Below are 22,102 nucleotides of genomic sequence, written 5' to 3' on the forward strand. Positions count from 1 at the left end.
CCAGCTCTCGTTAGGGGTGCCCGCCGCGCACGGGCTGAGAAACACCCTTGGAACCTGATCCGGCTCGCACCGGCGTAGGGAAACGTAATTCATGAGCTCGTCCGCCACATCCGCTGCCACCGGCAGCGCGTCGCCCGCTTCTTCCGCCGTCCGATCGCACATCCCCAACGTCGTCTCCATCGCCGGGGTTGATCCAAGTGGCGGCGCTGGCGTATTCGCCGACCTCAAGACCTTCTCCGCGCTCGGCGCCTACGGCTGCGGCGTGGTTGCCGCGCTCACGGCGCAGAACACGCAGGCGGTCACCGGCGTGCATGTACCGCCCACCGATTTCCTGCGCCTGCAGATCGACACCCTGTTCGTCGACGTCGCAATCCACGCCACCAAGATCGGCATGCTCGGCAGTGCGGAGGTCACCGCCACGGTGGCCGACCGCCTCGCGCACTGGAAGGCCGCCCGCGTGGTGCTCGACCCCGTCATGGTGGCCAAGAGCGGCGACAGCCTGCTGGCGAAGAGCGCAATCTCGGCGCTGCGCGAGGCGCTCTTCCCGCAGGCCTTCCTGATCACCCCCAACCTGCCCGAGGCCGGCGTGCTGCTCGAGCAGCGCGCGCCCGACACGGTCAAGGAGATGTACCGCGCCGCCGAGCGCCTGCGCGAGCTGCTGCCGCTGTCCTCCGAGCGCTGGGTGCTGCTGAAGGGCGGCCACCTGCCCGGCAACGAGCTGGTCGACCTGCTCTTCGACGGCGACCGTATGGTCGAGCTGCCGGCGCAGCGCATCGACACCAAGAACACGCACGGCACCGGCTGCACGCTCAGCTCGGCGATCGCTGCACTGCTGCCGCAGGCCGAGGGCCAGTTCCGTCCCGTCGAAGCCGCGGTGCGCCATGCACGCCAATGGTTGCTCGGTGCGATCGCGCATGCGGGCGAGCTGGCGGTCGGCAGCGGCCATGGACCGGTGCATCACTTCCACGCACTGTGGAAGCGGTGAGCGCATCCACCACCGGCGCCTGCCCGCCGGCATGCATCCCATGCAGCACATAACCAACGCTCCCCCCTCCCCAGGAGACCGCATGAACGCCAACGAGAAATTCATCGCCGCCAAGGCCCATGTCGACGAGGCCGCGATCGCCCCGCTGCCCAACTCGCGCAAGATCTACGTCGAGGGCTCGCGCCCCGACATCCGCGTGCCGATGCGCGAGATCTCGCAGGCCGACACCCCGGCCTCCTTCGGCGCCGAGCAGAACCCGCCGATCTTCGTCTATGACTGTTCGGGCCCCTACTCCGACCCGGCCGCGAAGATCGACATCCGCTCCGGCCTGCCCGCGCTGCGCCAGCAGTGGATCGAGGAGCGTGCCGACACCGAGCTGCTGCCCGATCTTTCGTCCGAATTCGGCCGCCAGCGCGCCGCCGACAAGAGCCTGGACGAGTTGCGCTTCCCCGGCCTGCATCGCAAGCCGCGCCGCGCCAAGGCGGGGGCCAATCTCAGTGGCAATGTCACGCAGATGCACTACGCCCGCCGCGGCATCATCACCCCCGAGATGGAATACGTCGCCATCCGCGAGAACCTCAACCGCGAGCAGTACATCGCCTCGCTGCGTGCCAGCGGCGGCCTCAAGGGCCAGAAGATGGCCGAAATGATGCTGCGCCAGCACCCGGGCCAGAACTTCGGCGCCAGCCTGCCGGCGACGATCACCCCCGAGTTCGTGCGCGACGAGATCGCCCGCGGGCGCGCCATCATCCCGAACAACATCAACCACCCCGAGTCCGAGCCGATGATCATCGGCCGCAACTTCCTCACCAAGATCAACGCCAACATCGGCAACTCGGCGGTCACCTCGAGCATCGCCGAAGAGGTCGACAAGATGACCTGGTCGATCCGCTGGGGCGGCGACACGGTGATGGATCTCTCCACCGGCAAGAACATCCACGAGACCCGCGAGTGGATCATCCGCAACAGCCCGGTGCCGATCGGCACGGTGCCGATCTACCAGGCCCTGGAGAAGGTCAACGGCAAGGCCGAAGACCTCACCTGGGAGATCTTCCGCGACACCCTGATCGAGCAGGCCGAGCAGGGCGTGGACTACTTCACCATCCACGCCGGCGTGCTGCTGCGCTACGTGCCGCTGACCGCCAACCGCATGACCGGCATCGTGTCGCGCGGCGGCTCGATCATGGCCAAGTGGTGCCTGGCGCATCACAAGGAGAGTTTCCTCTACACCCACTTCGAGGACATCTGCGAGATCATGAAGGCCTACGACGTGGCCTTCAGCCTCGGCGACGGCCTGCGCCCGGGCTCGATCTACGATGCCAACGACGAGGCGCAGCTGGGCGAGCTCAAGACCCTGGGCGAGCTCACCGAGCTCGCCTGGCGCCACGACGTGCAGGTCATGATCGAGGGCCCCGGCCACGTGCCGCTGCAGCTCATCAAGGAGAACATGGATCTGCAGCTCGAGTGGTGCAAGGAAGCGCCCTTCTACACCCTGGGCCCGCTCACCACCGACATCGCCCCGGGCTACGACCACATCACCAGCGGCATCGGCGCGGCCACCATCGGCTGGTACGGCACCGCGATGCTGTGCTACGTGACGCCCAAGGAGCACCTCGGCCTGCCCAACAAGCAGGACGTCAAGGAAGGCATCATCACCTACAAGCTGGCTGCGCATGCCGCCGATCTCGCCAAGGGCCACCCGGGCGCGCAGATCCGCGACAACGCCTTGAGCAAGGCGCGCTTCGAGTTCCGCTGGGAGGACCAGTTCAACCTCGGCCTCGACCCCGACAAGGCGAAGGAGTTCCACGACGAGACCCTGCCCAAGGACTCGGCCAAGGTGGCGCACTTCTGCTCGATGTGCGGCCCGCACTTCTGCTCGATGAAGATCACCCAGGACGTGCGCGACTTCGCCGCCCAGCAGGGCATCGACGAGGCCGAGGCGCTCAAGAAGGGCATGGAGGAGAAGTCGATCGAGTTCGTGAAGAGCGGGGCCGAGGTGTATCGCAACGTGTGATGCCGCTCGCCGCCGTTTGAGCATCGACGGCCCGCAACATGCGGCCCGTCGGGTTTTGCCGTGCATCAAGCGCCAGCATCTGCATCCGGCGTGTAAACTGACGGGTTTTCCGCTCGCGCCCGCCTCGGGCCTGCCCTTCGCCGATGACCCCGCTCGACCGTTTCACCCAGGATGATCTGATCGCCCAGCTCGGCATGGAAACCGTGGCCAAGGGGCTGGGCTACCTGAGCCGGGTGAGTGCGCTTTCGGCCGAGGGCGGCGAGGTGTCGGCGCTGGTGAAGGGCCGGCAGCGCACGCCTTACAACGTGTATGCGAACGTCCTCGAGGAAGACGGGCGCCCCGCGCTCACCAGCACATGCACCTGTCCGATGGGCTACGACTGCAAGCACGTGGCGGCAATGATGCTGGTGTGGCTGCACCAGCGCGGCCGCCCCGAGCGCCCGCGGGAGCAGGTGCGGGCCTGGGTCGAAGGCTTTCGCCAGGCGGCCCGCGCGCTGGGCCCCGGAGGCACGGACACGACCAGGACGAACAAGACGCTACACGCGCTGCACTACGTCATCGAGCCCGATGCCTACAGCAGCGACTACCGCGTCCTCTGCTACAAGGTGCGCCTCGACCAGCAGGGACAGATCCGCCAGCACGAGCGCTGGAGCAACATCGAGCGCGCGCTGCAGGCTCCGCCCGCCTTCGTCGCGGAGGACGACCATGAGGTTCTGCGCCTGCTGTGGGCACACCGTCCGCGCGGCCGCCCGATGCTCAATGAAGGTGTGATGCTGGACGGCAAGCACAGCGCCGAGCTGATGGCGGCCTTGCTCGCCAGCGGTCGCGCACACTACGACCGCCTCGCTGGCCCGGTACTGAGCGCGGGCGAGCCGCGCCCGGGCACACCCGACTGGACGCTCACCGCCGACGGCCTGCGCGCCCCAACGCTCAAGATCGAGCCCGCTGCCGACCACGTCCTGCCGCTGCTGCCACTCTGGTACGTGGACGTCGCCACGGCAAGCGCCGGCCCGGTCACGCTCGAAGTGCCTGCCGAACTGGTGCAGCGCATGCTGTGGCTGCCGCCGCTGACCCAGGCTGAATCCGAGCTGGTTGCCGAAACGCTTGCCGACGTGGCCCCTGCCCTGCCCGTACCGACCCTGCGCGGCGAGCCGCCAATCGAGCTCGGCGGTGTGCCGGTGCCGGTGCTGCGCCTGGAATCGCGCCCGGTGCTCCAGGTGCGCTATCGCAGCTACGCCGCCTACGGTACCTATGTGCTCGATCTCGCGCTGCTCGCCTTCCGCTACGGACCGTTGACGGTGGAAGCAGGCGACGCCCGCCTCTTCCACCCCTTGCCCGACGGCCGCAGCGCCCGCCTCACTCGCGACGAGGCCGCCGAGCGCACCGCCGCACAGCGGCTTGCGGCGGCCGGTTTCACCCGCATTCCGCCCGGCGCGGTGCAGGCCAGCTTCGGCCCCCTGCCGGCCGATGCACTCGGCCTGGCAAGCGAGGCGGAATGGTCGACCTTCATGGCCGGCGCCGTGCCGACGCTGCGCGCAGAAGGCTGGGAGATCGCGTTCCCAGCCGACTTCCGCCACAACGCCATCGACATCGACGCACTGATGCTCGACATCGACGAGCACGAGGACGGCTGGCTGGGCCTGTCGCCCGGCATCGAGGTGGACGGCAAATCCCTGCCGCTTGCACCGCTGCTCGCCGGCCTGTTCGCCCACGACCCACGCTGGCTCTCAGGCAGGCTGGACGACATCGACGACCACGAGGCGCTGATCCTCGAGGACGAGACGCTCGGCCGCCTGCGCATCCGCGCCGGGCGGGTAAAGCCGCTGGTGCGCGCGCTGGTCGACCTCTTCGACCGGCCAGACCACGACTGGCGGCTCTCGAAGCTCGATGCCACACGCCTGGCCGACCTCGACCTGCCCGGCCGCGGCCACGATCTGGTTTCCAGGCTCACCAGCCGCCTGCGCGACGCCGCGGGCATCGAGGCGGTGAATCCGCCGAAAGGCTTCCGCGCCGAACTGCGCCCCTACCAGCTCGAGGGCCTGGCTTGGCTGCAGCACCTGGTGCGCCACGACCTCGCCGGCATCCTTGCCGACGACATGGGCCTGGGCAAGACCGCACAGACGCTCGCCCACCTGCTCACCGAGAAGCACGCCGGCCGACTCGACGCACCCGCACTGGTGATCCTGCCGACCTCGCTGGTGTTCAACTGGCAGGCCGAAGCCGAGCGCTTCGCCCCAGAGCTGAACGTGCTGAACCTGCACGGCGCCGACCGCCACGCACGCTTCGACGAACTGGACGCGGACGGCAAGGACAGCGAGAAGATCGACATCGCGCTCACCACCTACCCGCTGCTGTGGCGCGACGCCGAGCAGTTGCAGGCGCGCGAGTGGAGCCTGCTGATCCTCGACGAGGCACAAACGGTGAAGAACGCCGCCAGCAAGGGCGCGCAAGTCATCCGCCAGCTCAAGGCCCGCCATCGCCTGGGCCTCACCGGCACGCCGCTGGAGAATCACCTCGGCGAACTGTGGGCGCAGTTCGACTTCCTGCTGCCGGGTTTCCTCGGCACGCACAAGCAGTTCACCCAGACCTGGCGCACGCCGATCGAAAAGCACGGCGACACCGTGCGCCGCGACCTGCTCGCCGCCCGCCTGCGCCCGTTCATCCTGCGCCGGCGCAAGGAAGACGTCGCCACGGAGCTTCCGCCCAAGACCATCATCGTGCGCAGCGTGGGCCTGGAGGGCGGCCAGCGCGACCTGTACGAGACGGTACGCGCAGCCATGGACGAGAAGGTGCGCGCCGAGATTACGGGCAAGGGCTTTGCGCGCAGCCAGATCGTGATCCTCGATGCGCTACTGAAGTTGCGCCAGGTGTGCTGCGACCCGCGCCTCCTCAAGTCCCCCGCCGCCGCACGCGTCAAGGAGCGGGCCAAGCTCGACCTGCTGATGGACATGCTGCCCGAACTGATCGACGAGGGCCGACGCATTCTGGTGTTCTCGCAGTTCACCACCATGCTGAGCCTGATCGCCACCGAGCTCGACAAGGCGAAGATCGGCTGGGTCGCACTGACCGGGGACACCCGCGACCGCCGCATTCCGGTCGAAGACTTCCAGAAGGGCCGCGTGCCGGTGTTCCTGATCAGCCTAAAGGCGGGCGGCGTGGGACTCAACCTGACCGCCGCCGACACCGTGATCCACTACGATCCGTGGTGGAATCCGGCGGCGGAAAACCAGGCCACCGACCGCGCCCATCGCATCGGACAGGACAAACCGGTGTTCGTGTTCAAGCTGGTGTGCGCGGGCAGCATCGAGGAGAAGATCCTCGCCCTGCAGGAGAAGAAGGCCGCGCTGGCCGAGGGCGTGCTCTCGGAGGATGCGAATGCGCTGGCAAAGTTCGGCGAGTCGGATATCGCCGCCCTGCTTGCGCCGCTGCCAGCCCCGGCCCGCTGACAGGGCGCGTGCTGTCCGATCATGACGGGCGGGCTCGCGGACAGCCCGACCTCGCGGCTCATTCCCAAGGAGTCGCTGCCACAGGCGCAAAAAACCCGGCCGGGCGGACCCAGGCCGGGCTCGTCGCGTCCCGAACGCTTAGCGCGCCGGTTCTGCGATGAAGATCTCCACGCGGCGGTTCATCGCCCGCCCTGCTGCGGTCGCATTGTCGGCCACGGGCTGGTAGGAGCCCCGGCCATCGACCGCGATGCGCTGCGCCGAAACGCCGCGCATGACCAGATAGTCACGGGTCGCCGCGGCACGATTCACCGAAAGCGGGTTGTTGATGGCGTCGGAGCCGGTGCTGTCGGTGTGACCGATGATGGACACCGTGGTCACGGGGTGCTGATTCAACGTAGCGGCCAGGCGGTCGAGCACCGGACGCATGTTCGGCTTGATGTCATACCGGCCCACGTCGAAAGAGACATCCGAGGGGATATCCACCTTGAGCTGGTTGTCGGCCGTCTGGCTGATGCCGATACCGGTACCCGCGGTGGCCTGCTCCATCTCGGCACGCTGCTTCTGCATGTTCTGCGACCACAGGTAGCCGCCCGCGGCCCCGATCGCCGCGCCAACGGCTGCGCCGGTCGCCGTGCTCTTGCTCTTGTTGCCACCCGCAGTGGCACGTCCGATGATCGCACCCGTCACCGCCCCGATGCCTGCGCCAACGCTGGCGTCACGCTGGGTTTCCGTCATGTTCGCGCAACCCGACAGCCCGCCCATGGCGAGCGTGATTGCGGAAAAGGTGATGATGACTTTTTTCATGTTGTTTGCCTCCGTTGAGCTGCGGGAATACGAATTATGGCCGCTTCGCGCTTTCACTCTAGCCCATCCGAATGCAACAGAACATGACGGCGGCGCCTGGATGCGAGCGGCTCAGGCGCGCAGCGCGTTGAACAGCGAAAAACCGACCCAGGTCATCAGCACCGAGCCGAGCACATGCAGCAGCAGGTGCGCACCCAGCCAGCCGAGCGCGCCGCGCTGCAAGAGATGAAAGGCCTCTGCCGAGAAGGTCGAGAAGGTCGTCAGTCCGCCGAGCAACCCGGTCGTAAGCAATAGCTTCAACGCCGGCGTCATCGTCGGCCAGGCCTGCACCGCCGCCAGCGCAAGCCCCATCAGCAAGCCGCCCAACAGGTTCGCCGCCAGTGTGCCGAGCGGCACCAGTGCGAACACCGGATTGAGCCACAGCCCGAGTCCCCAGCGCAGCCACGCGCCGCAGGCCGCGCCCACCCCCACCGCAGCGAATGCCGCGAGATTCATCACCCGCCCTCCCCAGAACACGCAGGCCATGCACCCGCACCTTGCGATTCTAACCAGTCCGGAACGCGCCGCCGGAACACGAACGGTCGATCGGCTACAATCAGCGCATGCCCGAAACCGGCCCCAGGCCGATTTTTCCTCCTTCCCGCACACCCCGATGAAACCCGAAAAGAACCCTGCCGCCGAAGCGCCCGTCGTATCCAATTTCATCCGCAACATCATCGACGAGGACATCCGTACGGCGAAATGGGGCGGCCGCGTCGAGACGCGCTTCCCGCCCGAACCCAACGGCTACCTGCACTACGGCCACGCCAAGTCGATCTGCCTGAACTTCGGCCTCGCCGAGGCCTACGGCGGCGCCTGCCACATGCGCTTCGACGACACCAACCCCGAGAAGGAAGAGCAGGAGTACGTCGACGCCATCCTCGAGGCGGTGCAATGGCTGGGTTTCGAGTGGGGCGAACACCTGTACTTCGCCTCGGACTACTTCGACCGCATGCACGACTGCGCGATCAGCCTGATCCAGGCTGGCAAGGCCTATGTGGACTCGCAGTCGGCCGAGGAGATGCGCGCCAACCGAGGCACGCTGACCGAGGCGGGCAAGGACAGCCCCTACCGCGAGCGCAGCGTCGAGGAGAATCTCGATCTCTTCGCGCGCATGCGCGCCGGCGAGTTCGCTGAAGGCACGCACATCCTGCGCGCCAAGATCGACATGGCCAGCCCCAACATCAACCTGCGCGACCCGGCGATCTACCGCATCCGCCACGCCACCCACCATCGCACCGGCGACGCGTGGTGCATCTACCCGATGTACGCCTTCGCCCACCCGATCGAGGACGCGATCGAGAACATCACCCACTCGGTGTGCACGCTCGAGTTCGAGGACCAGCGCCCCTTCTACGACTGGCTGCTCGACGCGCTCGCCAGCGAAGGCCACTTCCCACGCCCGCTGCCGCAGCAGATCGAGTTCGCCCGCCTCAACCTCACCTACGTGGTGCTCTCCAAGCGCAAGCTGATCCAGCTCGTGAATGAAGGCCACGTCGCCGGCTGGGACGACCCCCGGCTACCCACGCTCGTCGGCGCCCGCCGCCGCGGCTTCACCGCCGCCGGCTTCCGCCGCTTCGCAGAGCGCATCGGGGTGTCGAAGGCCGACTCGTGGATCGACATGAGCGTGCTCGAAGAATGCATGCGCGACGACCTCAACGAAGCCGCCGAGCGCCGGGTGGCGGTGCTCGACCCGCTGAAACTGGTCATCACGAACTATGAAGAAGGTGCCTCCGAGCTGTGCCAGGCGCCCAACCACCCGCTCAAGCCCGAACTGGGCAAGCGCGACATGCCGTTCTCGCGCGAGCTGTGGATCGAGCGTGATGACTTCATGGAAGAGCCGGTCAAGGGCTTCCACCGCCTGTATCCCGGCAACATGGTGCGCCTGCGCTACGGTTTCGTGGTGAAGTGCACCGGCTGCGAGAAGGACGCCGCCGGCAACGTCACCGCGGTGCTCGCCGAGTACATGCCCGACTCCAAGTCCGGCACCCCGGGCGCCGACAACTACAAGGTCAAGGGCAACCTGCACTGGGTGTCGGCGGCGCACGGCTACGAGGCAGAGGTACGCATCTACGACCGCCTCTTCGCCCACCCGCACCCCGGCCAGCGCCGCGAGGGCGACGCGCCCGACTTCGAGCGCGACTTCCTCACCGACATCAACCCCGACAGCAAGCGCGTCATCACCGCGTATCTGGAAGCAGCGCTCAAGGATGCCCAGCCCGAGGAGCACTTCCAGTTCGAGCGCCACGGCTACTTCGTAGCCGATCGGGTGGATTCGAAACCCGGCGCGCCGGTGTTCAACCGCACGGTGACGCTGAAGGACTCGTGGGCCAAGGGCGGAAAGTGAGCCACGACCCGACCGAAGGCACGGCGAGGCGTTGAGCACCGGAAATACAAGCTCATGAAAGCCCTGCGCCGCCTCCTCCTGCTCGCACTCCTCGCCGCACTGGTGGGCGCCGGGGGGTGGTGGATGACCCGCCCCAAGCCCGTCGAGGTGGTGGTGCACGCGGTGGCCCGCGGCACGGTCGAGGCCACGCTGACCAACACCCGCGCGGGCGAGGTGGAGTCCTGCCAGCGCGCGAAGATGGCGACCATCGCCGGCGGGCGGATCGAGTGGCTGGGGGTCCAGGAAGGCGATCGGGTCGAAGCGGGACAGGTGCTGATGCGACTGTGGCACGGTGACCTCGACGCGCGTGCCGCGGTCGCCCGCGCGCAACTGGCTACCACGCGCCAACGCGTGCAGGAGGTCTGCACGATGGCGGCCAACGCAGCGCGCGAGGCGGCGCGCCAGGCGCAGCTGCGCAAGCGTGGCTTCGTCTCGGCGAGCGCCGAGGAAATGGCGCGCACCGAAGCCCGCGCCCGCCGCGCAGCCTGCGACACCGCACAGGCCGACGTCGCCACCGCCGAGGCCCAGCTCACCGCCACCGAGACCGAACGCCAGCGCCTGGTGCTGGTCGCCCCCTTCGCCGGCACGGTCGCGAACATCAGTGGCGAGCTCGGCGAATACGCCACGCCCTCGCCCCCCGGCGTGCCGATGCCGCCGGCGATCGACCTGATCGACGATTCCTGCCTGTACGTGAAGGCGCCGATGGACGAGATCGACGCCCCGAAGATCCAGCCCGGGCTCCCGGTGCGCATCACCCTCGAGGCCATGCCCGACAAGGTGTTCGCGGGCACGGTGCGGCGCGTGGCGCCCTACATCACCGCGGTGGAAAAGCAGGCGCGCACGGTGGCGGTGGATGTGGATTTCGTGAATCCGGACGAGGCGCGCGGGCTGCTGGTCGGTTACAGCACGGACGTGGAGATCGTGCTGGCGACGCGCTCGGACGTGCTGCGGATTCCGACCGGGGCCTTGCGCGAGGGTGGCAGGGTGCTGGTGGTGGAGGGCGACGTGCTGGCGGAGCGCACCGTGGAGACGGGCGTGTCGAACTGGGCGTTCACCGAGGTGGTGTCGGGAATCGCCGAGGGAGAACGCGTGGTGACTTCACTGGAGCGCGAGGGGGTGATCACTGGCGCCAGGGTGGTCGTTCGCGCCGCACCGGCAGGGTGACGACGAACGCCAACGGCCCGAGCCCATGCCCCAGATCGAACTCGACCACATCGACCGCATCTTCAAGCTCGGCGACAGCGAGGTTCATGCCCTGCGCGACCTCACGCTGCGCATCGAGGCCGGCGAGTACGTCTCGGTCATGGGCCCATCCGGCTCGGGCAAGTCCACCCTGCTGAACCTGCTCGGTTTGCTCGACCGCCCCAACGCCGGCGCCTACCGGCTCGAAGGCCGCGACGTCACCACGCTCTCGGCCGACGAACAGGCTGCCGTGCGCAGCGCGCGCATCGGCTTCGTGTTCCAGAGCTTCCACCTCGTCCCCCGCCTCACCGCCGCCGAGAACATCGGCCTGCCGCTGGTGCTCGCCGGCGTGCCCGCCGTCGAGCGCGGGGTGCGCGTCTCGCAGGCCGTCAGCGACTTCGGCCTCGAAGGGCGCGCCCACCACCGGCCCGACGAACTCTCCGGCGGCCAGCGCCAGCGCGTCGCCATCGCGCGCGCCACCATCATGCGCCCGGCGCTGCTGCTCGCCGACGAACCCACCGGCAACCTCGACCGCGCCACCGGGCAGGAAGTCACCGCCCTGCTCGAGTCGCTCAACGCCGCCGGCACCACGCTCATCGTCGTCACCCACGACCCCACGATGGGCGAGCGCGCGCGACGACGGCTGATGATGGAGGACGGCGCCCTGGTCCACGACGAGCGCGAGGAGCATGACGGGCACGACAGGCGCGACGGGCGTCCCGCATGAACCCCGCCGACACCCTGCGCTTCGCCACCCGCGCGGCCACCGCCTACCCGCTGCGCACTGCGCTGATGATGCTCGCGATGTCCATCGGCGTGGCCGCGGTGGTGGTGCTCACCGCGCTGGGTGAAGGCGCGCGCCGCTACGTCGTCGACGAGTTCGCCGCGCTCGGGGCGAACCTGCTCATCGTGCTTCCCGGGCGCACCGAGACCGGCGGCGTCAGCGCCGGCAGCTTCGTCACCAGCACCCCGCGCGACCTCACCAACGACGACGCTGCCGCCCTCGCCCGCCTGCCGCTGGTGCGCCGCGTGGCGCCGCTCGCGGTGGGCAACTCCGAGATCGCCGCCGCAGGACGGCTGCGCGAGGTGATGGTGCTCGGCACGAGCGCGGACTTTCTCGACCTGCGCGGGCTGGCGCTCGCGCAGGGGAGCTTCCTGCCGCGCACCGATTTCGACCGTGCGGGGGCGGTCGCCGTGATCGGCGACGCGATCCGCGTAGAGATCTTCGGCCACCAGGCCGCAGTCGGACGCATGATCCGCATCGGCGACAACCGCCTGCGCGTGATCGGCGTACTCGCGCCCGCCGGCCGCGGACTGGGGATGAGCACCGACGAGCTCGTGCTGGTGCCGGTCGCCACCGCACAGGCCATGTTCGACACCAGCGGCCTGTTCCGCATCTTCGTCGAGACCACCGAGCGCAGCGCCCTCGCGCCCGCCCAGGACCAGATCGAGGAACTGCTGCGAACGCGCCGCGACGGCGAGCTCGACATCACCGTGATCACGCAGGACGCCATGCTCGGCACCTTCGACCGCATCCTCGGCGCGCTAACGCTCGCGGTCGCCGGCATCGCAGGGATCAGCCTCGCAGTGGCGGGCATCCTGGTCATGAACGTGATGCTGGTCGCCGTCACCCAGCGCACCGCAGAGATCGGCCTGCTGAAGGCGCTGGGCGCGCGCACGACAACCATCCGCCACGCCTTCCTGGCCGAGGCGGTGCTGCTGTCGCTCGCGGGCGCCGTCAGCGGCTTTGCGCTCGGCCACGCGGGCGCCTGGGGCGTGCGCACGGCGTGGCCGATGCTGCCCGCGTGGCCGCCCGACTGGGCGGTGGCGGCGGCGCTGGCGACGGCGCTCATCACCGGTGCGCTGTTCGGCGTGCTGCCGGCGCGCCGCGCCGCCGGGCTCGACCCCGTGCAGGCCTTGTCCAAGCGCTGAGGCCGACGACGATGCGCTGGCAGGACGCCCTCCACCTTGCGCTGCGTGCGCTCACCGCGCACCAGTTGCGCAGCTTCCTGACCCTGCTCGGGATCGGCGTCGGCATCGCGGCAGTGATCTTGCTCACGTCGATCGGCGAGGGCCTGCACCGCTTCGTGCTGGCGGAGTTCAGCCAGTTCGGCACCAACGTGCTCAGTATCAACCCAGGGCGCCAGGGTGCACGCGGCGGACCACCCGGCCTGCCCTCGACCGCGCGCGAGCTCACTCTCGACGATGCCGACGCGCTCGCCCGCCTGCCCAACGTGCGCCACGTCACCGCCTCGGTCAGCGGCAACGCCGAGGTGCGCGCGCAGGGTCGGGTGCGGCGCACCATGGTGCTCGGCGTGGGGCCGCAGATGCAGGAGGTCTACACCATGCGCGCCCGCGTCGGCCAGTTCCTGCCCGCGGACGATGCGGCCACGGCGCGCGCTTTCGTGGTGCTGGGCGCCAAGCTCAAGCGCGAACTGTTCGGAAACGCCAATGCGCTCGGCGAGCGCGTGCAGATCGGCGACGAGCGCTTCCGCGTGATCGGCATCATGGAAGAGAAGGGTCAGTTCCTCGGCATCGACCTGGACGACGCAGCCTACATCCCGGTGGCGCGCGGCATGTCGCTGTTCCGCCGCGACGGCGTCATGGAGATCGCGCTCACCTACGAGGAGGCCATACCCGCGGCGCGGGTGGCGGAGTCTGTTCGCCGACTCATGACCGCGCGCCACGGCCTGGAGGACTTCACCATCATCACCCAGGAGGACATGCTCGCGACGCTGTCGAACATCCTCGACATCCTCACCGCGGCGGTGGGCGCGCTGGGCGGGATCTCGCTGCTGGTGGGCGGCGTAGGCATCGTGACCATCATGAGCATCGCCGTCACCGAACGCACCAGCGAGATCGGCCTGCTCGTGGCCCTGGGGGCGCGGCGACGCACCATCCTCACGCTGTTCCTCGGCGAGGCGGTGGTGCTCTCCGGCATCGGCGGCCTGCTGGGGCTGGCTGCCGGGGCGGGGCTGGCGCAACTCGTCGGCCTCGCAGTGCCGGCAATGCCGGTGGCAACGCCCTGGCAGTTCGCGCTCGCCGCCGAAGTGGTGGCGCTGGTGGTGGGGCTCGCGGCGGGCGTGCTGCCGGCGCGACGCGCGGCCCGGCTGGACGCAGTGGAGGCGTTGCGGGCCGAGTGAGCGCGCGCCGCGCAAACGATGCATCGGCGCAAACCTTGCGACTCGTTGACTTTGGTCAAGCTTTCTTCAGATTCCAGGCGCATCAAGCGGCGCGGCCATCTAGATTGGAAGCGAGCAATCCGTGAAATAAGTCACGGTTCTTCAGGGAAACAGCCCATGAGACCGTGCGCCAGGACAGGAGACCATCATGTGTACATTCGACGCCCCCATCGCCCGTTGCGAAACCATGCACCAGATGGTGTTGCTGGACGAAACCCGCCGCGAATGCGCCTGCGAACACGGCTGCCCGCCGGGTCAGGCATGTCCGCTCGCCGCCTGCTTCGCACGCCAGAGCGGCCTGTACGAAACGCACCCCGAGATCCGCCGCGACGGCCAGCCACGTCACGCGCCGGTGCATTGATCGCCGACGTGATCGACCACGCAGTGATCCACTGATCGCACTTCGGGAAAACCTTGACGGAACCTGAAAGTCCCCGCGCCGGTCATTACTCCCAAAAGCACAATCGGGCGTCGCACGCAGCGTGACGACGCCCTTTTCGCAAGGGGACCATGACATGACGCCGATCCGCGGGGGTGAGACGTGCTCGCGAGCATAGGCCTGATCGGCCTGGCCGCGCTACTCGCACCAGCCTTCACCGCGCGCCTGCAGAGCCGGGCGGCGTGGGTGTTGGCGATTGCGCCCCTTGCCTGCTTCGTCCATTTCCTCGTCCTGATGGGGGACGTCGCTGGTGGCGGCGTGCTCGAACAGACGCTGCCCTGGGTGCCGGCGCTCGGCGTCGAACTCTCCTTCCGGCTCGACGGCCTGTCCCTGCTCTTCGCCCTGCTGATCACCGGCATCGGCACCCTGATCGTCCTCTACGCCGGCGCCTACCTGTCGGACCATCATCATCTCGGCCGCTTCCACGCCTATCTGCTCGCCTTCATGGCGGCCATGCTGGGCCTGGTGCTCTCGGACGACCTCATCGCGATGTTCGTGTTCTGGGAGCTGACCAGCGTCACCTCCTTCCTGCTCATCGCCTTCCAGCACGACAAGGGCGAGTCGCGCCGAGCGGCCCTGCAGGCGCTGCTGATTACCGGGGGCGGCGGCCTCGCACTGCTCGCCGGCCTGGTGCTGCTCGGCATCGCCGGCGGCAGCTGGCAGTTCTCGGGGCTGTCGGGCGAGGCCATCGCCGGCCATGCGCTCTACCCGGCGATCCTCGCGCTGGTGCTGCTCGGCGCCTTCACCAAGTCGGCGCAGCTGCCCTTCCACCTCTGGCTGCCCAACGCCATGGCGGCACCCACGCCGGTGTCGGCCTTCCTGCACTCGGCGACCATGGTCAAGGCCGGGGTGTATCTGCTCGCGCGCCTGAACCCGACCCTGGGCGAGTCGATCGCGTGGAGCACGATCCTGATCACCGTCGGCGCCGCCACCGCGCTCGTGGGCGCGGTGCTGGCGATCCGCCAGACCGACCTCAAGCGCGTGCTCGCCTATACCACGGTCACCGTGCTCGGCCAGCTCACGATGCTGCTCGGCACCAACACGCATTATGGCCTGCAGGCCTTCGCGATCTACCTGGTGGCGCACGCCTTCTACAAGGCGGCGTTGTTCATGGCGGTGGGCGCGGTGGATCACGCCACCGGCACACGGCAGATCGCCCGCCTGGGTGGCCTGATGCGCTACATGCCGCTCACCGGCTTCGCGGTTGCGCTGGCGGCGTTCTCGAATGCGGGCCTGCCGCCTTTCTTCGGTTTCATCGCCAAGGAGTTCAAGTACGCGGGGCTGATCGAGCTCGGGCTCGCGGGCTGGATCACCACCGCGGTGATGATCCTCACCAATGCGTTGCTGCTCACCGCAGCCGGCGTCGTCTTCGTGCGCACCTTCCTGGGCAAGGAGGGCAACTATCCGCATACGCCACACGAAGCCAGCCTGCCGATGTGGCTCGGGCCGATGCTGCTCGCGGTGGGCGGCTTCGTGTTCGGTGCCTTCAACAACCTCGCCGAGGTGTGGCTGATCGACGCCGCGGTGCAGGCGGTGTCGAGCGCAGCGGTGCCGGTGAAGCTGTACCTGTGGGGCGGCGTCACGCCGGCCCTGCTGGCGAGCCTGGTCACGGTGGCGCTCGGGGTGTTCTTCTACCTGCAGCGTACCCGGCTGCGCCGGCGCCTGTCGCTGTGGCGGGTGCTGTGGCGGGTGAGTGGCGACATGGTGTGGGACCGACTGCTCAAGCGCGTCTTCGTCTTCGCCAGCGGCGTGGCTGACCGCTTCCAGCACGGCTCGCTGCGCCAGCATGTGGCTGTGCTGGTGGTCGCGACCACAGGCTTCGCGCTCATCGGCCTATCGGCCTCGACCGACGGTCTGTTCGCGTGGCCACAGGCCACGAGCCCGATCAACCCCGCCGCCCTCGTCGGCTGCGTGCTCGCGGTCGCCGGCGCCGGAGCCGCGGCGGTGATGTCAGGCCGCGTGGCCCTGGTCGCCACGCTGGGCGCGAGCGGCCTCGGCATGGCGATGTTCTTCCTCGCCGCGCGTGCGCCAGACGTGGCCATCACCCAGCTCATGGTGGAGACGCTGACGGTGATCTTCCTCGCCTTCGTCCTGCGCCGCCTGCCGCCGACCCGCCTGGTGGGCTCGCGCAAGCCGGCAGCGAAGCGCTTCCATGCGGTGATCGCGATCGTATTCGGCAGCGTGGTCACGGCCATGATGCTGATGACCATGAGCCAACCCCTGCCCGGCGACATCGCGCAGTGGTATCTGGCCAACAGCCTGCCCGCTGGGCAGGGTGCCAATGTGGTGAACGTGATCCTGGTCGACTTCCGCGCGCTCGACACACTCGGCGAGATCCTGGTCGTGGGTCTTGCGGCGCTGGCGGCGGCCAGCCTGCTCGGCACGGGCAAACCCGGCGCCGGGGCGCGCGAAGGCAGCGCCGAGTTCGGTTCAGTGCTGTTGCGGCAGGGCATTCTGCCCCTGTCGGCGGTGCTCGCGCTGGTGTCGCTGATGCTGCTGTGGCGCGGCCACAACCTGCCGGGCGGCGGCTTCATCGGCGGGCTGGTGGCGGCAGGTGCGGTCGTGATGCTGGCGCTGGCCTTCGGCGTGGACCGTGCGCGCGCGCTGCTGCGCGTGGCGCCGGTGGCGCTGCTGGCAGGAGGCCTTGCGGTGGCCGCAGGCGCAGGGGTGATCGCGCTCGCACAGGGCCAGCCCTTCCTCACCGGCAACTGGGTGTTCCCGGGCGGGCTGCCGCTGGGCACGCCGCTGCTGTTCGATGTCGGCGTGTACCTCACCGTGCTCGGCGCGGTGCTGCACATGCTGCTCCGTCTGCTCGAGCGGGAGGCCTGAGATGGAAATCGTCGCGGCGATCACCGCCGGCCTGCTCGTCGCCATCGGGGTGTGGATGCTGCTCGACCGCGGGCTGCTGCGCGTGGTGCTGGGCATCGTGGTGCTGGGCAACGGGGTGAACCTGGCAGTGTTCTCCACCGGCCGGCTCGACGGCCGCGCCGCCGCATTCGTCACCGAGGCGGGCGCGACCGCGCTCGCGGCCAACCCGCTGCCGCAGGCGCTGGTGCTCACCGCGATCGTGATCGGCTTCGCGCTCTTCGTGTTCGCGCTCGCCGTGCTCAAGCGTAGCTGGGAGGAGCACGACAAGGTCGAGACCGATCGCATCACCGCAGTCGCCGAGGAGACGGCGCCCGACCTGCCCGTGCCGAAATCCGACCGGGGTTCGGTACCGGGCCATGGAGGAGAGCGATGAACGCGCTGATCGTCTCGCCGCTGCTGATCCCGCTCGCCACCCTGGTCGCGACCCTGCTCGCGCGCCGCGCGCCGGCGCTGGTCAAGGCGCTGAGCCTCGCCGGGGCGGTGGCGCTCACCGCGGCCGGGCTGGCCCTGGTGTGGTTCGCCGCGCAGGGCCACATCCTCGCCACCCAGGCGGGCGACTGGGCGGCGCCGTACGGCATCACCCTCGTGGTTGACCGCCTCTCGGCAGTGATGGTGGCGATCACCGGCATCGTCGGTCTGGCGACGCTGGTGTTCGCGCTCGCGCACGACGACGACCCGGCACGCTGCCGCGACTTCCACCCGTTGGTACATGGTCTGCTGGTGGGCGTGTGCGGCGCCTTCATCACCGGCGACGTGTTCAACCTGTACGTATGGTTCGAGGTACTGCTGGTCGGCTCCTTCGCGCTGCTGGTGCTGGGCGGCGGCAAGCGCAGGTTGTCGGGCACGGTGGTGTACGTGGTGCTCAACCTGGTAGCGACGATGATGTTCCTGCTCGCGGCCGGCATGCTCTACGGCGCCACCGGCAGTCTCAACATGGCGCTGCTGGCGCGGGCCTTTGCGGCCGGAGAGGTACCGATCACAGCGCATGCAGCGGTGGTACTGATGCTGACGGCGTTCTCGATCAAGGCCGCGCTGTTCCCGGTGTTCGGCTGGCTGCCGGCGTCCTACCACGTGGCATGGACGCCGGTATCGGCGCTGTTCGCCGGCCTGCTCACCAAGGTTGGCGTGTATGCGCTGATCCGCATCGTGACCTTGTTCTGGCCGGACGCAGGCGTCGCCCACGAGGTGCTGCTGTGGGTAGCGTGCGCAACCATGCTGATCGGCGTGCTTGGCGCCGCAGCTCAGACCGAGGTGCGGCGCATCCTGTCCTTCCACATCGTCAGCCAGGTCGGCTACATGATCCTGGGCCTGGCGCTGGCCACCCCGCTCGCGCTCGCCGGGGCGGTGTTCTACCTCATCCACCATATCGTGGTGAAGGCCAACCTGTTCTTCATCGGCGGCATCGCCGCGCGCCTGACCGGCTCGGAGCGGCTCGCGGCGATGGGCGGGCTGTACGCACGCGCGCCGTGGCTGGCGCTGCTGTTCGCGATTCCCGCGCTATCGCTCGCCGGCATCCCGCCGCTGTCGGGCTTCTGGGCCAAGTTCTTGCTGGTCAAGGCGAGCCTGGAGACGAGCGCGTGGATCGCCGCCGCGGTGGCGCTGGTCACCGGCATCTTCACACTGCTGTCGATGAGCAAGATCTGGAACGAGGCCTTCCTCAAACCACATCCAGCGGGCCGGGAAGGCGAACGCAGCGCTGCCGGGCTGCAGCCCGCGGTGTGGGCGGTGAGTGTGCTGGCAGCCATGACCGTGCTGATCGGCCTGGCCGCGGGGCCGGTGATGGACTACGCGGTGGCCGCGGCCGAACAGCTCAGCACGCCGTTGGGCTACATCGACGCCGTGATCCGCGCGGGAGGGCGATGACCATGCTCGGCCTTCATCTTCTGCTTGCCGCAGGTCTCGCTGCCTACGCTGACGCGCTGAGCCCGCTGGGGGTCTGTGCAGCATTCCTCGTCATCTACGTGGCGCTGCGGCTCGCGATCGACCTCCTCGGGCTGCGGCACTATCTGCGCCGGCTCGAGATCGGCACGGCCTTCGTGTTCTGGTTCATCGGCGAAGTCTTCCGCGCAAGCCTCGGCGTGGCGCGCATCGTGTTCGCGCGCAGCGTGACGCCACAGCCCGCCGTGGTATCGATGGTGCTCGCACGCCAGGACGAGCGCTTCGCCACCCTGCTCGGCTGCCTGCTCACGCTCACGCCGGGAACGATGGCGCTGGACTACTGCCCCGAAACCGGTCACATGTTCATCCACGCGCTCGACGCACGCAGCGCCGCCGAGGTCGAAGCAGGCATACGCGAGATCGAGCGCCGCCTGCTGCGCTGGCTCGAGGCCGGTGAGGTACCCGCTGTGGAACGTCACACGGAGCGGAAAAAAGACGAGGATCAGGCGATGAGAGGCCCGAGATGAGCACGATCATTGCCGGCGCGGTCTGGGTGCTGCCGCTGAGCTTCACGTTGCTGGCGTTGAGTGCGGCGCTGGTGCTGGTGCGCCTGATCCGCGGCCCACGCGCCGCCGACCGGGTGGTGGCGATCGATGCACTGACCATGCTCGCGATCGCCGCAATCGCGCTCTTCGCCCTTGCCACAGGCCAGCCGATGCTGCTCGATGCAGCGGTGGTACTGGCGCTGATGTCCTTCCTGGGCACGGCGGCTTTCATCCTGCTCTTCCGCCGACGCGGCCGCGGGCCGGACGAGGTGGTGACCTGGAACGACCGCAAACCCGCGGCAGACGAGACCGTCGCTGCGCCCCCCGACCGGGAGAGGATGCGATGAGCAACGGATTCCTGCCCTGGCTGTCGTCGGTCCTGCTGCTGCTGGGTGCTCTGATCGGCCTGATCGGGGCGATCGGGGTGCTGCGCCTGCCCGACAGCTACACGCGGATGCATGCGGCGAGCAAGGCCGGCGCACTGGGCACGGCACTGATCCTGGCCGGCGTGGCAGCCGCGAGCGAAGGCGCCTTCGCGCTCGCGGCGCTGTTCGCGATGGCGATCCTGCTCGCCACCGCACCGCTGGCCGCGCACGCGATGGCGCGCGCTGCGCATCGCGCGGGAATCACTCCGGCGACGGGCCCCTTGGGGGATGCGCTGGCCGACGAGGATGGCAACGGACACACCGAAGGAAACCCGGCCGCTTCAGCGCCGCCGACGGCGGGCAAGCGCTGAGCGCCTCAGGCAAAGCGCTCGTCGTCGCGCAGGAAGCGCCACTGGCCGACCGGAAGGTCGCCGAGCTTCACGCAGCCGATGCGCACCCGCTTCAACCCGACGACCTTCAGGCCCACGAGCTCGCACATGCGCCGGATCTGACGCTTGCGCCCCTCACGCAGCACGAAGCGCAACTGATCCGCGTTGAGCCACTCGACCTGGGCCGGGCGCAGCGGGCGGTCGTCCAGCGAAAGACCGTGGTTGAGCAGCGCCAGTCCATCCGGGGCCAGCTGCCCCTCGACGCGCACCAGGTACTCCTTGTCCACGCTCGAATGGTCACCGATCAGCTGACGAGCCACGCGCCCATCCTGGGTCAGCACGAGCAGGCCGGTGGAGTCGATGTCGAGCCGGCCGGCCGGCGCGAGGTTCTTCAGATGGCTGGGGTGGAAGCGCTGTGCGGTGTCGCGGTCGAACTGGTTGTCAGGGCCGATCAGGCTCGCCGCCGGGGCGTAGCCGGGTTCGGGCTGACCGGACACGTACCCTACCGGCTTGTGCAGCAGGATGGTGACGCGCTGCTGCTGGGTGCGCGTGGCCTCGGGGGCGAGCGTGACGCGGGCGTCCGGGTCGATGCGGGTGCCGAGCTCGGACACGCGGCGGCCATCGACGAAGACCCAGCCGCGTGCGATGAATTCGTCCGCCTCGCGACGCGAGCAGATACCACGTTCGGCCATGACCTTGGACAGGCGAACGCCTTCGGCGACGTCGGTGGTAGCGCGCGGCTGCGGAGCGGCCGCCCCGCGGGCGGGCACCGAGGCCACTTGGGCCGGCGGGCGGCTTCCCCGCGCTTGCACAGGACGGGCGGGCTTCCCGTCGCGTGCGCGGGGCGGCACCTCTTCTCGCGGGCGGGCCGGCTTTGTGTCACGTGGCCGCGGCGGCGCTTCGTCGCGCGGGCGCGCGGGCTTGCGTGCCGGCCCGCCCTGCGCCTCACCCGCGCCGGGCTGGCGCGCGGGGGGCGTGGTCACATCACTTTCGGCAGGCTTGCGCGCGGGCAATCCGAGCGTGCCGGAGACGCGGGTGGGTACGGGCTGGGGTGTTTTTCTGCGTTGGGTGCTCAAGATGATCCCCGGACGGGCATGTGCGAGCCGTCATTATCGCGCATTCAACGCTACACACGCCCGCCCCGGGGCGCGTGTTCAATTTCAGTGATGCGCCGCGTGGCGGTCGTCCTCCGTCTCCTCTGTCACCTCGTCTTCGTCAGGCATGCGCTCGAAGGTGCTCCAGCCCAGCGGCCGCCCGGTATCCGGGAGATCCTCGCGCAGCTCGGGGTATTCGTGCAGATGGGCCTTGGCGATGAAGTGCGCGCTGATCGGCGCGGTCAGGAACAGGAAGGCGGTGATCAGCACCTCGTGGATCGACAACCTGCCCTCGAGGCCGGCGAAGAAGACCATCGACGCCACCAGCGCCCCCCCCACACCCAGGGTGGTGGCCTTGGTCGGCGCGTGCAGGCGGGTGAGCAGATCAGGCAGCTTGACCATGCCGACCGAGCCGACGAGGGCGAAGATGCCCCCCAGCACGATCAGCACCGACACCACCAGTTCGACGATGAAGTCCATGCCGCG

Annotated in this window: 19 protein-coding genes and 1 riboswitch; of the genes, 15 read left to right on the forward strand and 4 right to left on the reverse strand. The window is 69.0% G+C overall.

Annotated features, from left to right (window positions below):
• Positions 1-2 precede the first annotated feature (2 nt).
• Positions 3-98: riboswitch (TPP riboswitch) on the forward strand.
• The 3 genes from thiD (at position 92) to ACNKW1_RS09190 (ending at position 6,445) form a co-directional block, all read left to right on the forward strand.
• The gene (thiD, locus tag ACNKW1_RS09180; protein ID WP_418364279.1) at positions 92-985 is read left to right on the forward strand and encodes a bifunctional hydroxymethylpyrimidine kinase/phosphomethylpyrimidine kinase; all 894 of its coding nucleotides are present in this window, start codon (positions 92-94) and stop codon (positions 983-985) included. (Overlaps the previous riboswitch by 7 nt.)
• Before the next feature lie 82 nt (positions 986-1,067).
• The gene (gene thiC / locus ACNKW1_RS09185) at positions 1,068-2,999 is read left to right on the forward strand and encodes a phosphomethylpyrimidine synthase ThiC (RefSeq protein WP_418364280.1); all 1,932 of its coding nucleotides are present in this window, start codon (positions 1,068-1,070) and stop codon (positions 2,997-2,999) included.
• Between the two features lie 143 nt (positions 3,000-3,142).
• Complete coding sequence (locus tag ACNKW1_RS09190; protein ID WP_418364281.1) at positions 3,143-6,445, forward strand: SNF2-related protein; 3,303 nt, start codon at positions 3,143-3,145, stop codon at positions 6,443-6,445.
• A 138-nt stretch (positions 6,446-6,583) separates the two neighbouring features.
• On the opposite strand, the gene ACNKW1_RS09195 is transcribed toward ACNKW1_RS09190, so the two are convergent.
• Both ACNKW1_RS09195 and crcB read right to left on the reverse strand, forming a co-directional pair.
• On the reverse strand, positions 6,584-7,249 hold the full coding sequence (locus ACNKW1_RS09195) for an OmpA family protein (protein WP_418364282.1): 666 nt from the start codon (positions 7,247-7,249) through the stop codon (positions 6,584-6,586).
• A gap of 111 nt (positions 7,250-7,360) precedes the next feature.
• Positions 7,361-7,744, reverse strand: a complete 384-nt coding sequence (crcB, locus tag ACNKW1_RS09200; RefSeq protein ID WP_418364283.1) for a fluoride efflux transporter CrcB — start codon at positions 7,742-7,744, stop codon at positions 7,361-7,363.
• 157 nt (positions 7,745-7,901) lie between these two features.
• On the opposite strand from crcB, the gene ACNKW1_RS09205 reads away from it, so the two are divergent.
• From ACNKW1_RS09205 to mnhG, 12 genes are all read left to right on the forward strand, one after another.
• A complete protein-coding gene (locus ACNKW1_RS09205) occupies positions 7,902-9,635 on the forward strand; it encodes a glutamine--tRNA ligase/YqeY domain fusion protein (protein WP_418364284.1) in 1,734 nt (577 codons plus the stop codon).
• A 54-nt stretch (positions 9,636-9,689) separates the two neighbouring features.
• Positions 9,690-10,838 carry an efflux RND transporter periplasmic adaptor subunit gene (locus ACNKW1_RS09210; protein ID WP_418364285.1) on the forward strand — a complete coding sequence of 383 codons (1,149 nt, stop codon included), beginning with the start codon at positions 9,690-9,692 and terminating at the stop codon, positions 10,836-10,838.
• Between the two features lie 25 nt (positions 10,839-10,863).
• Entirely contained in the window at positions 10,864-11,583 is a 720-nt protein-coding gene (locus ACNKW1_RS09215; RefSeq protein ID WP_418364286.1) for an ABC transporter ATP-binding protein, read from the forward strand.
• The gene (locus ACNKW1_RS09220; RefSeq protein ID WP_418364287.1) at positions 11,580-12,788 is read left to right on the forward strand and encodes an ABC transporter permease; all 1,209 of its coding nucleotides are present in this window, start codon (positions 11,580-11,582) and stop codon (positions 12,786-12,788) included. The genes ACNKW1_RS09215 and ACNKW1_RS09220 overlap by 4 nt, the downstream gene beginning before the upstream one ends.
• Before the next feature lie 11 nt (positions 12,789-12,799).
• Positions 12,800-13,999, forward strand: a complete 1,200-nt coding sequence (locus ACNKW1_RS09225; protein ID WP_418364288.1) for an ABC transporter permease — start codon at positions 12,800-12,802, stop codon at positions 13,997-13,999.
• A 187-nt stretch (positions 14,000-14,186) separates the two neighbouring features.
• Complete coding sequence (locus tag ACNKW1_RS09230; RefSeq protein WP_418364289.1) at positions 14,187-14,399, forward strand: hypothetical protein; 213 nt, start codon at positions 14,187-14,189, stop codon at positions 14,397-14,399.
• 180 nt (positions 14,400-14,579) lie between these two features.
• Positions 14,580-17,306, forward strand: a complete 2,727-nt coding sequence (mbhE, locus tag ACNKW1_RS09235; protein ID WP_418364290.1) for a hydrogen gas-evolving membrane-bound hydrogenase subunit E — start codon at positions 14,580-14,582, stop codon at positions 17,304-17,306.
• Between the two features lies 1 nt (position 17,307).
• Positions 17,308-17,718, forward strand: a complete 411-nt coding sequence (locus ACNKW1_RS09240) for a sodium:proton antiporter (RefSeq protein ID WP_418364291.1) — start codon at positions 17,308-17,310, stop codon at positions 17,716-17,718.
• Positions 17,715-19,208: a proton-conducting transporter membrane subunit gene (locus ACNKW1_RS09245; RefSeq protein ID WP_418364292.1), complete on the forward strand. Its 1,494-nt coding sequence runs from the start codon at positions 17,715-17,717 to the stop codon at positions 19,206-19,208. The genes ACNKW1_RS09240 and ACNKW1_RS09245 overlap by 4 nt, the downstream gene beginning before the upstream one ends.
• A 2-nt stretch (positions 19,209-19,210) precedes the next feature.
• Positions 19,211-19,750, forward strand: coding sequence for a Na+/H+ antiporter subunit E (locus ACNKW1_RS09250; protein ID WP_418364293.1), 540 nt, complete (start codon positions 19,211-19,213; stop codon positions 19,748-19,750).
• A complete protein-coding gene (locus ACNKW1_RS09255; protein ID WP_418364294.1) occupies positions 19,747-20,115 on the forward strand; it encodes a monovalent cation/H+ antiporter complex subunit F in 369 nt (122 codons plus the stop codon). The genes ACNKW1_RS09250 and ACNKW1_RS09255 overlap by 4 nt, the downstream gene beginning before the upstream one ends.
• Positions 20,112-20,504 (forward strand): monovalent cation/H(+) antiporter subunit G, encoded by a 393-nt coding sequence (mnhG, locus tag ACNKW1_RS09260; RefSeq protein WP_418364295.1) that lies wholly within the window; start codon positions 20,112-20,114, stop codon positions 20,502-20,504. The genes ACNKW1_RS09255 and mnhG overlap by 4 nt, the downstream gene beginning before the upstream one ends.
• Positions 20,505-20,509: 5 nt before the next feature.
• Here mnhG and ACNKW1_RS09265 read toward each other — a convergent pair whose 3' ends face one another.
• Positions 20,510-21,598 (reverse strand): pseudouridine synthase, encoded by a 1,089-nt coding sequence (locus ACNKW1_RS09265; RefSeq protein WP_418364296.1) that lies wholly within the window; start codon positions 21,596-21,598, stop codon positions 20,510-20,512.
• An 84-nt stretch (positions 21,599-21,682) separates the two neighbouring features.
• Positions 21,683-22,096, reverse strand: coding sequence for a Na+/H+ antiporter subunit G (locus ACNKW1_RS09270; RefSeq protein WP_418364297.1), 414 nt, complete (start codon positions 22,094-22,096; stop codon positions 21,683-21,685).
• Positions 22,097-22,102: the final 6 nt, after the last annotated feature.

The organism is Thauera sp. WH-2, from assembly GCF_048321015.1.
Classification (GTDB): Bacteria; Pseudomonadota; Gammaproteobacteria; order Burkholderiales; family Rhodocyclaceae; genus Thauera.

What these genes read in the sequence shown, in the direction of transcription:
- ACNKW1_RS09245 (WP_418364292.1), top strand. Translation starts at nt 17,715, where the DNA reads ATGAACGCGCTGATCGTCTCGCCGCTGCTGATCCCGCTCGCCACCCTG.
- ACNKW1_RS09225 (WP_418364288.1), top strand. Translation starts at nt 12,800, where the DNA reads ATGCGCTGGCAGGACGCCCTCCACCTTGCGCTGCGTGCGCTCACCGCG.
- thiD (WP_418364279.1), top strand. Translation starts at nt 92, where the DNA reads ATGAGCTCGTCCGCCACATCCGCTGCCACCGGCAGCGCGTCGCCCGCT.
- ACNKW1_RS09195 (WP_418364282.1), bottom strand. Translation starts at nt 7,249, where the DNA reads ATGAAAAAAGTCATCATCACCTTTTCCGCAATCACGCTCGCCATGGGC.
- ACNKW1_RS09190 (WP_418364281.1), top strand. Translation starts at nt 3,143, where the DNA reads ATGACCCCGCTCGACCGTTTCACCCAGGATGATCTGATCGCCCAGCTC.
- ACNKW1_RS09215 (WP_418364286.1), top strand. Translation starts at nt 10,864, where the DNA reads ATGCCCCAGATCGAACTCGACCACATCGACCGCATCTTCAAGCTCGGC.
- ACNKW1_RS09250 (WP_418364293.1), top strand. Translation starts at nt 19,211, where the DNA reads ATGCTCGGCCTTCATCTTCTGCTTGCCGCAGGTCTCGCTGCCTACGCT.
- ACNKW1_RS09240 (WP_418364291.1), top strand. Translation starts at nt 17,308, where the DNA reads ATGGAAATCGTCGCGGCGATCACCGCCGGCCTGCTCGTCGCCATCGGG.
- crcB (WP_418364283.1), bottom strand. Translation starts at nt 7,744, where the DNA reads ATGAATCTCGCGGCATTCGCTGCGGTGGGGGTGGGCGCGGCCTGCGGC.
- ACNKW1_RS09255 (WP_418364294.1), top strand. Translation starts at nt 19,747, where the DNA reads ATGAGCACGATCATTGCCGGCGCGGTCTGGGTGCTGCCGCTGAGCTTC.
- mnhG (WP_418364295.1), top strand. Translation starts at nt 20,112, where the DNA reads ATGAGCAACGGATTCCTGCCCTGGCTGTCGTCGGTCCTGCTGCTGCTG.
- ACNKW1_RS09210 (WP_418364285.1), top strand. Translation starts at nt 9,690, where the DNA reads ATGAAAGCCCTGCGCCGCCTCCTCCTGCTCGCACTCCTCGCCGCACTG.
- ACNKW1_RS09270 (WP_418364297.1), bottom strand. Translation starts at nt 22,096, where the DNA reads ATGGACTTCATCGTCGAACTGGTGGTGTCGGTGCTGATCGTGCTGGGG.
- ACNKW1_RS09205 (WP_418364284.1), top strand. Translation starts at nt 7,902, where the DNA reads ATGAAACCCGAAAAGAACCCTGCCGCCGAAGCGCCCGTCGTATCCAAT.
- thiC (WP_418364280.1), top strand. Translation starts at nt 1,068, where the DNA reads ATGAACGCCAACGAGAAATTCATCGCCGCCAAGGCCCATGTCGACGAG.
- ACNKW1_RS09230 (WP_418364289.1), top strand. Translation starts at nt 14,187, where the DNA reads ATGTGTACATTCGACGCCCCCATCGCCCGTTGCGAAACCATGCACCAG.
- ACNKW1_RS09220 (WP_418364287.1), top strand. Translation starts at nt 11,580, where the DNA reads ATGAACCCCGCCGACACCCTGCGCTTCGCCACCCGCGCGGCCACCGCC.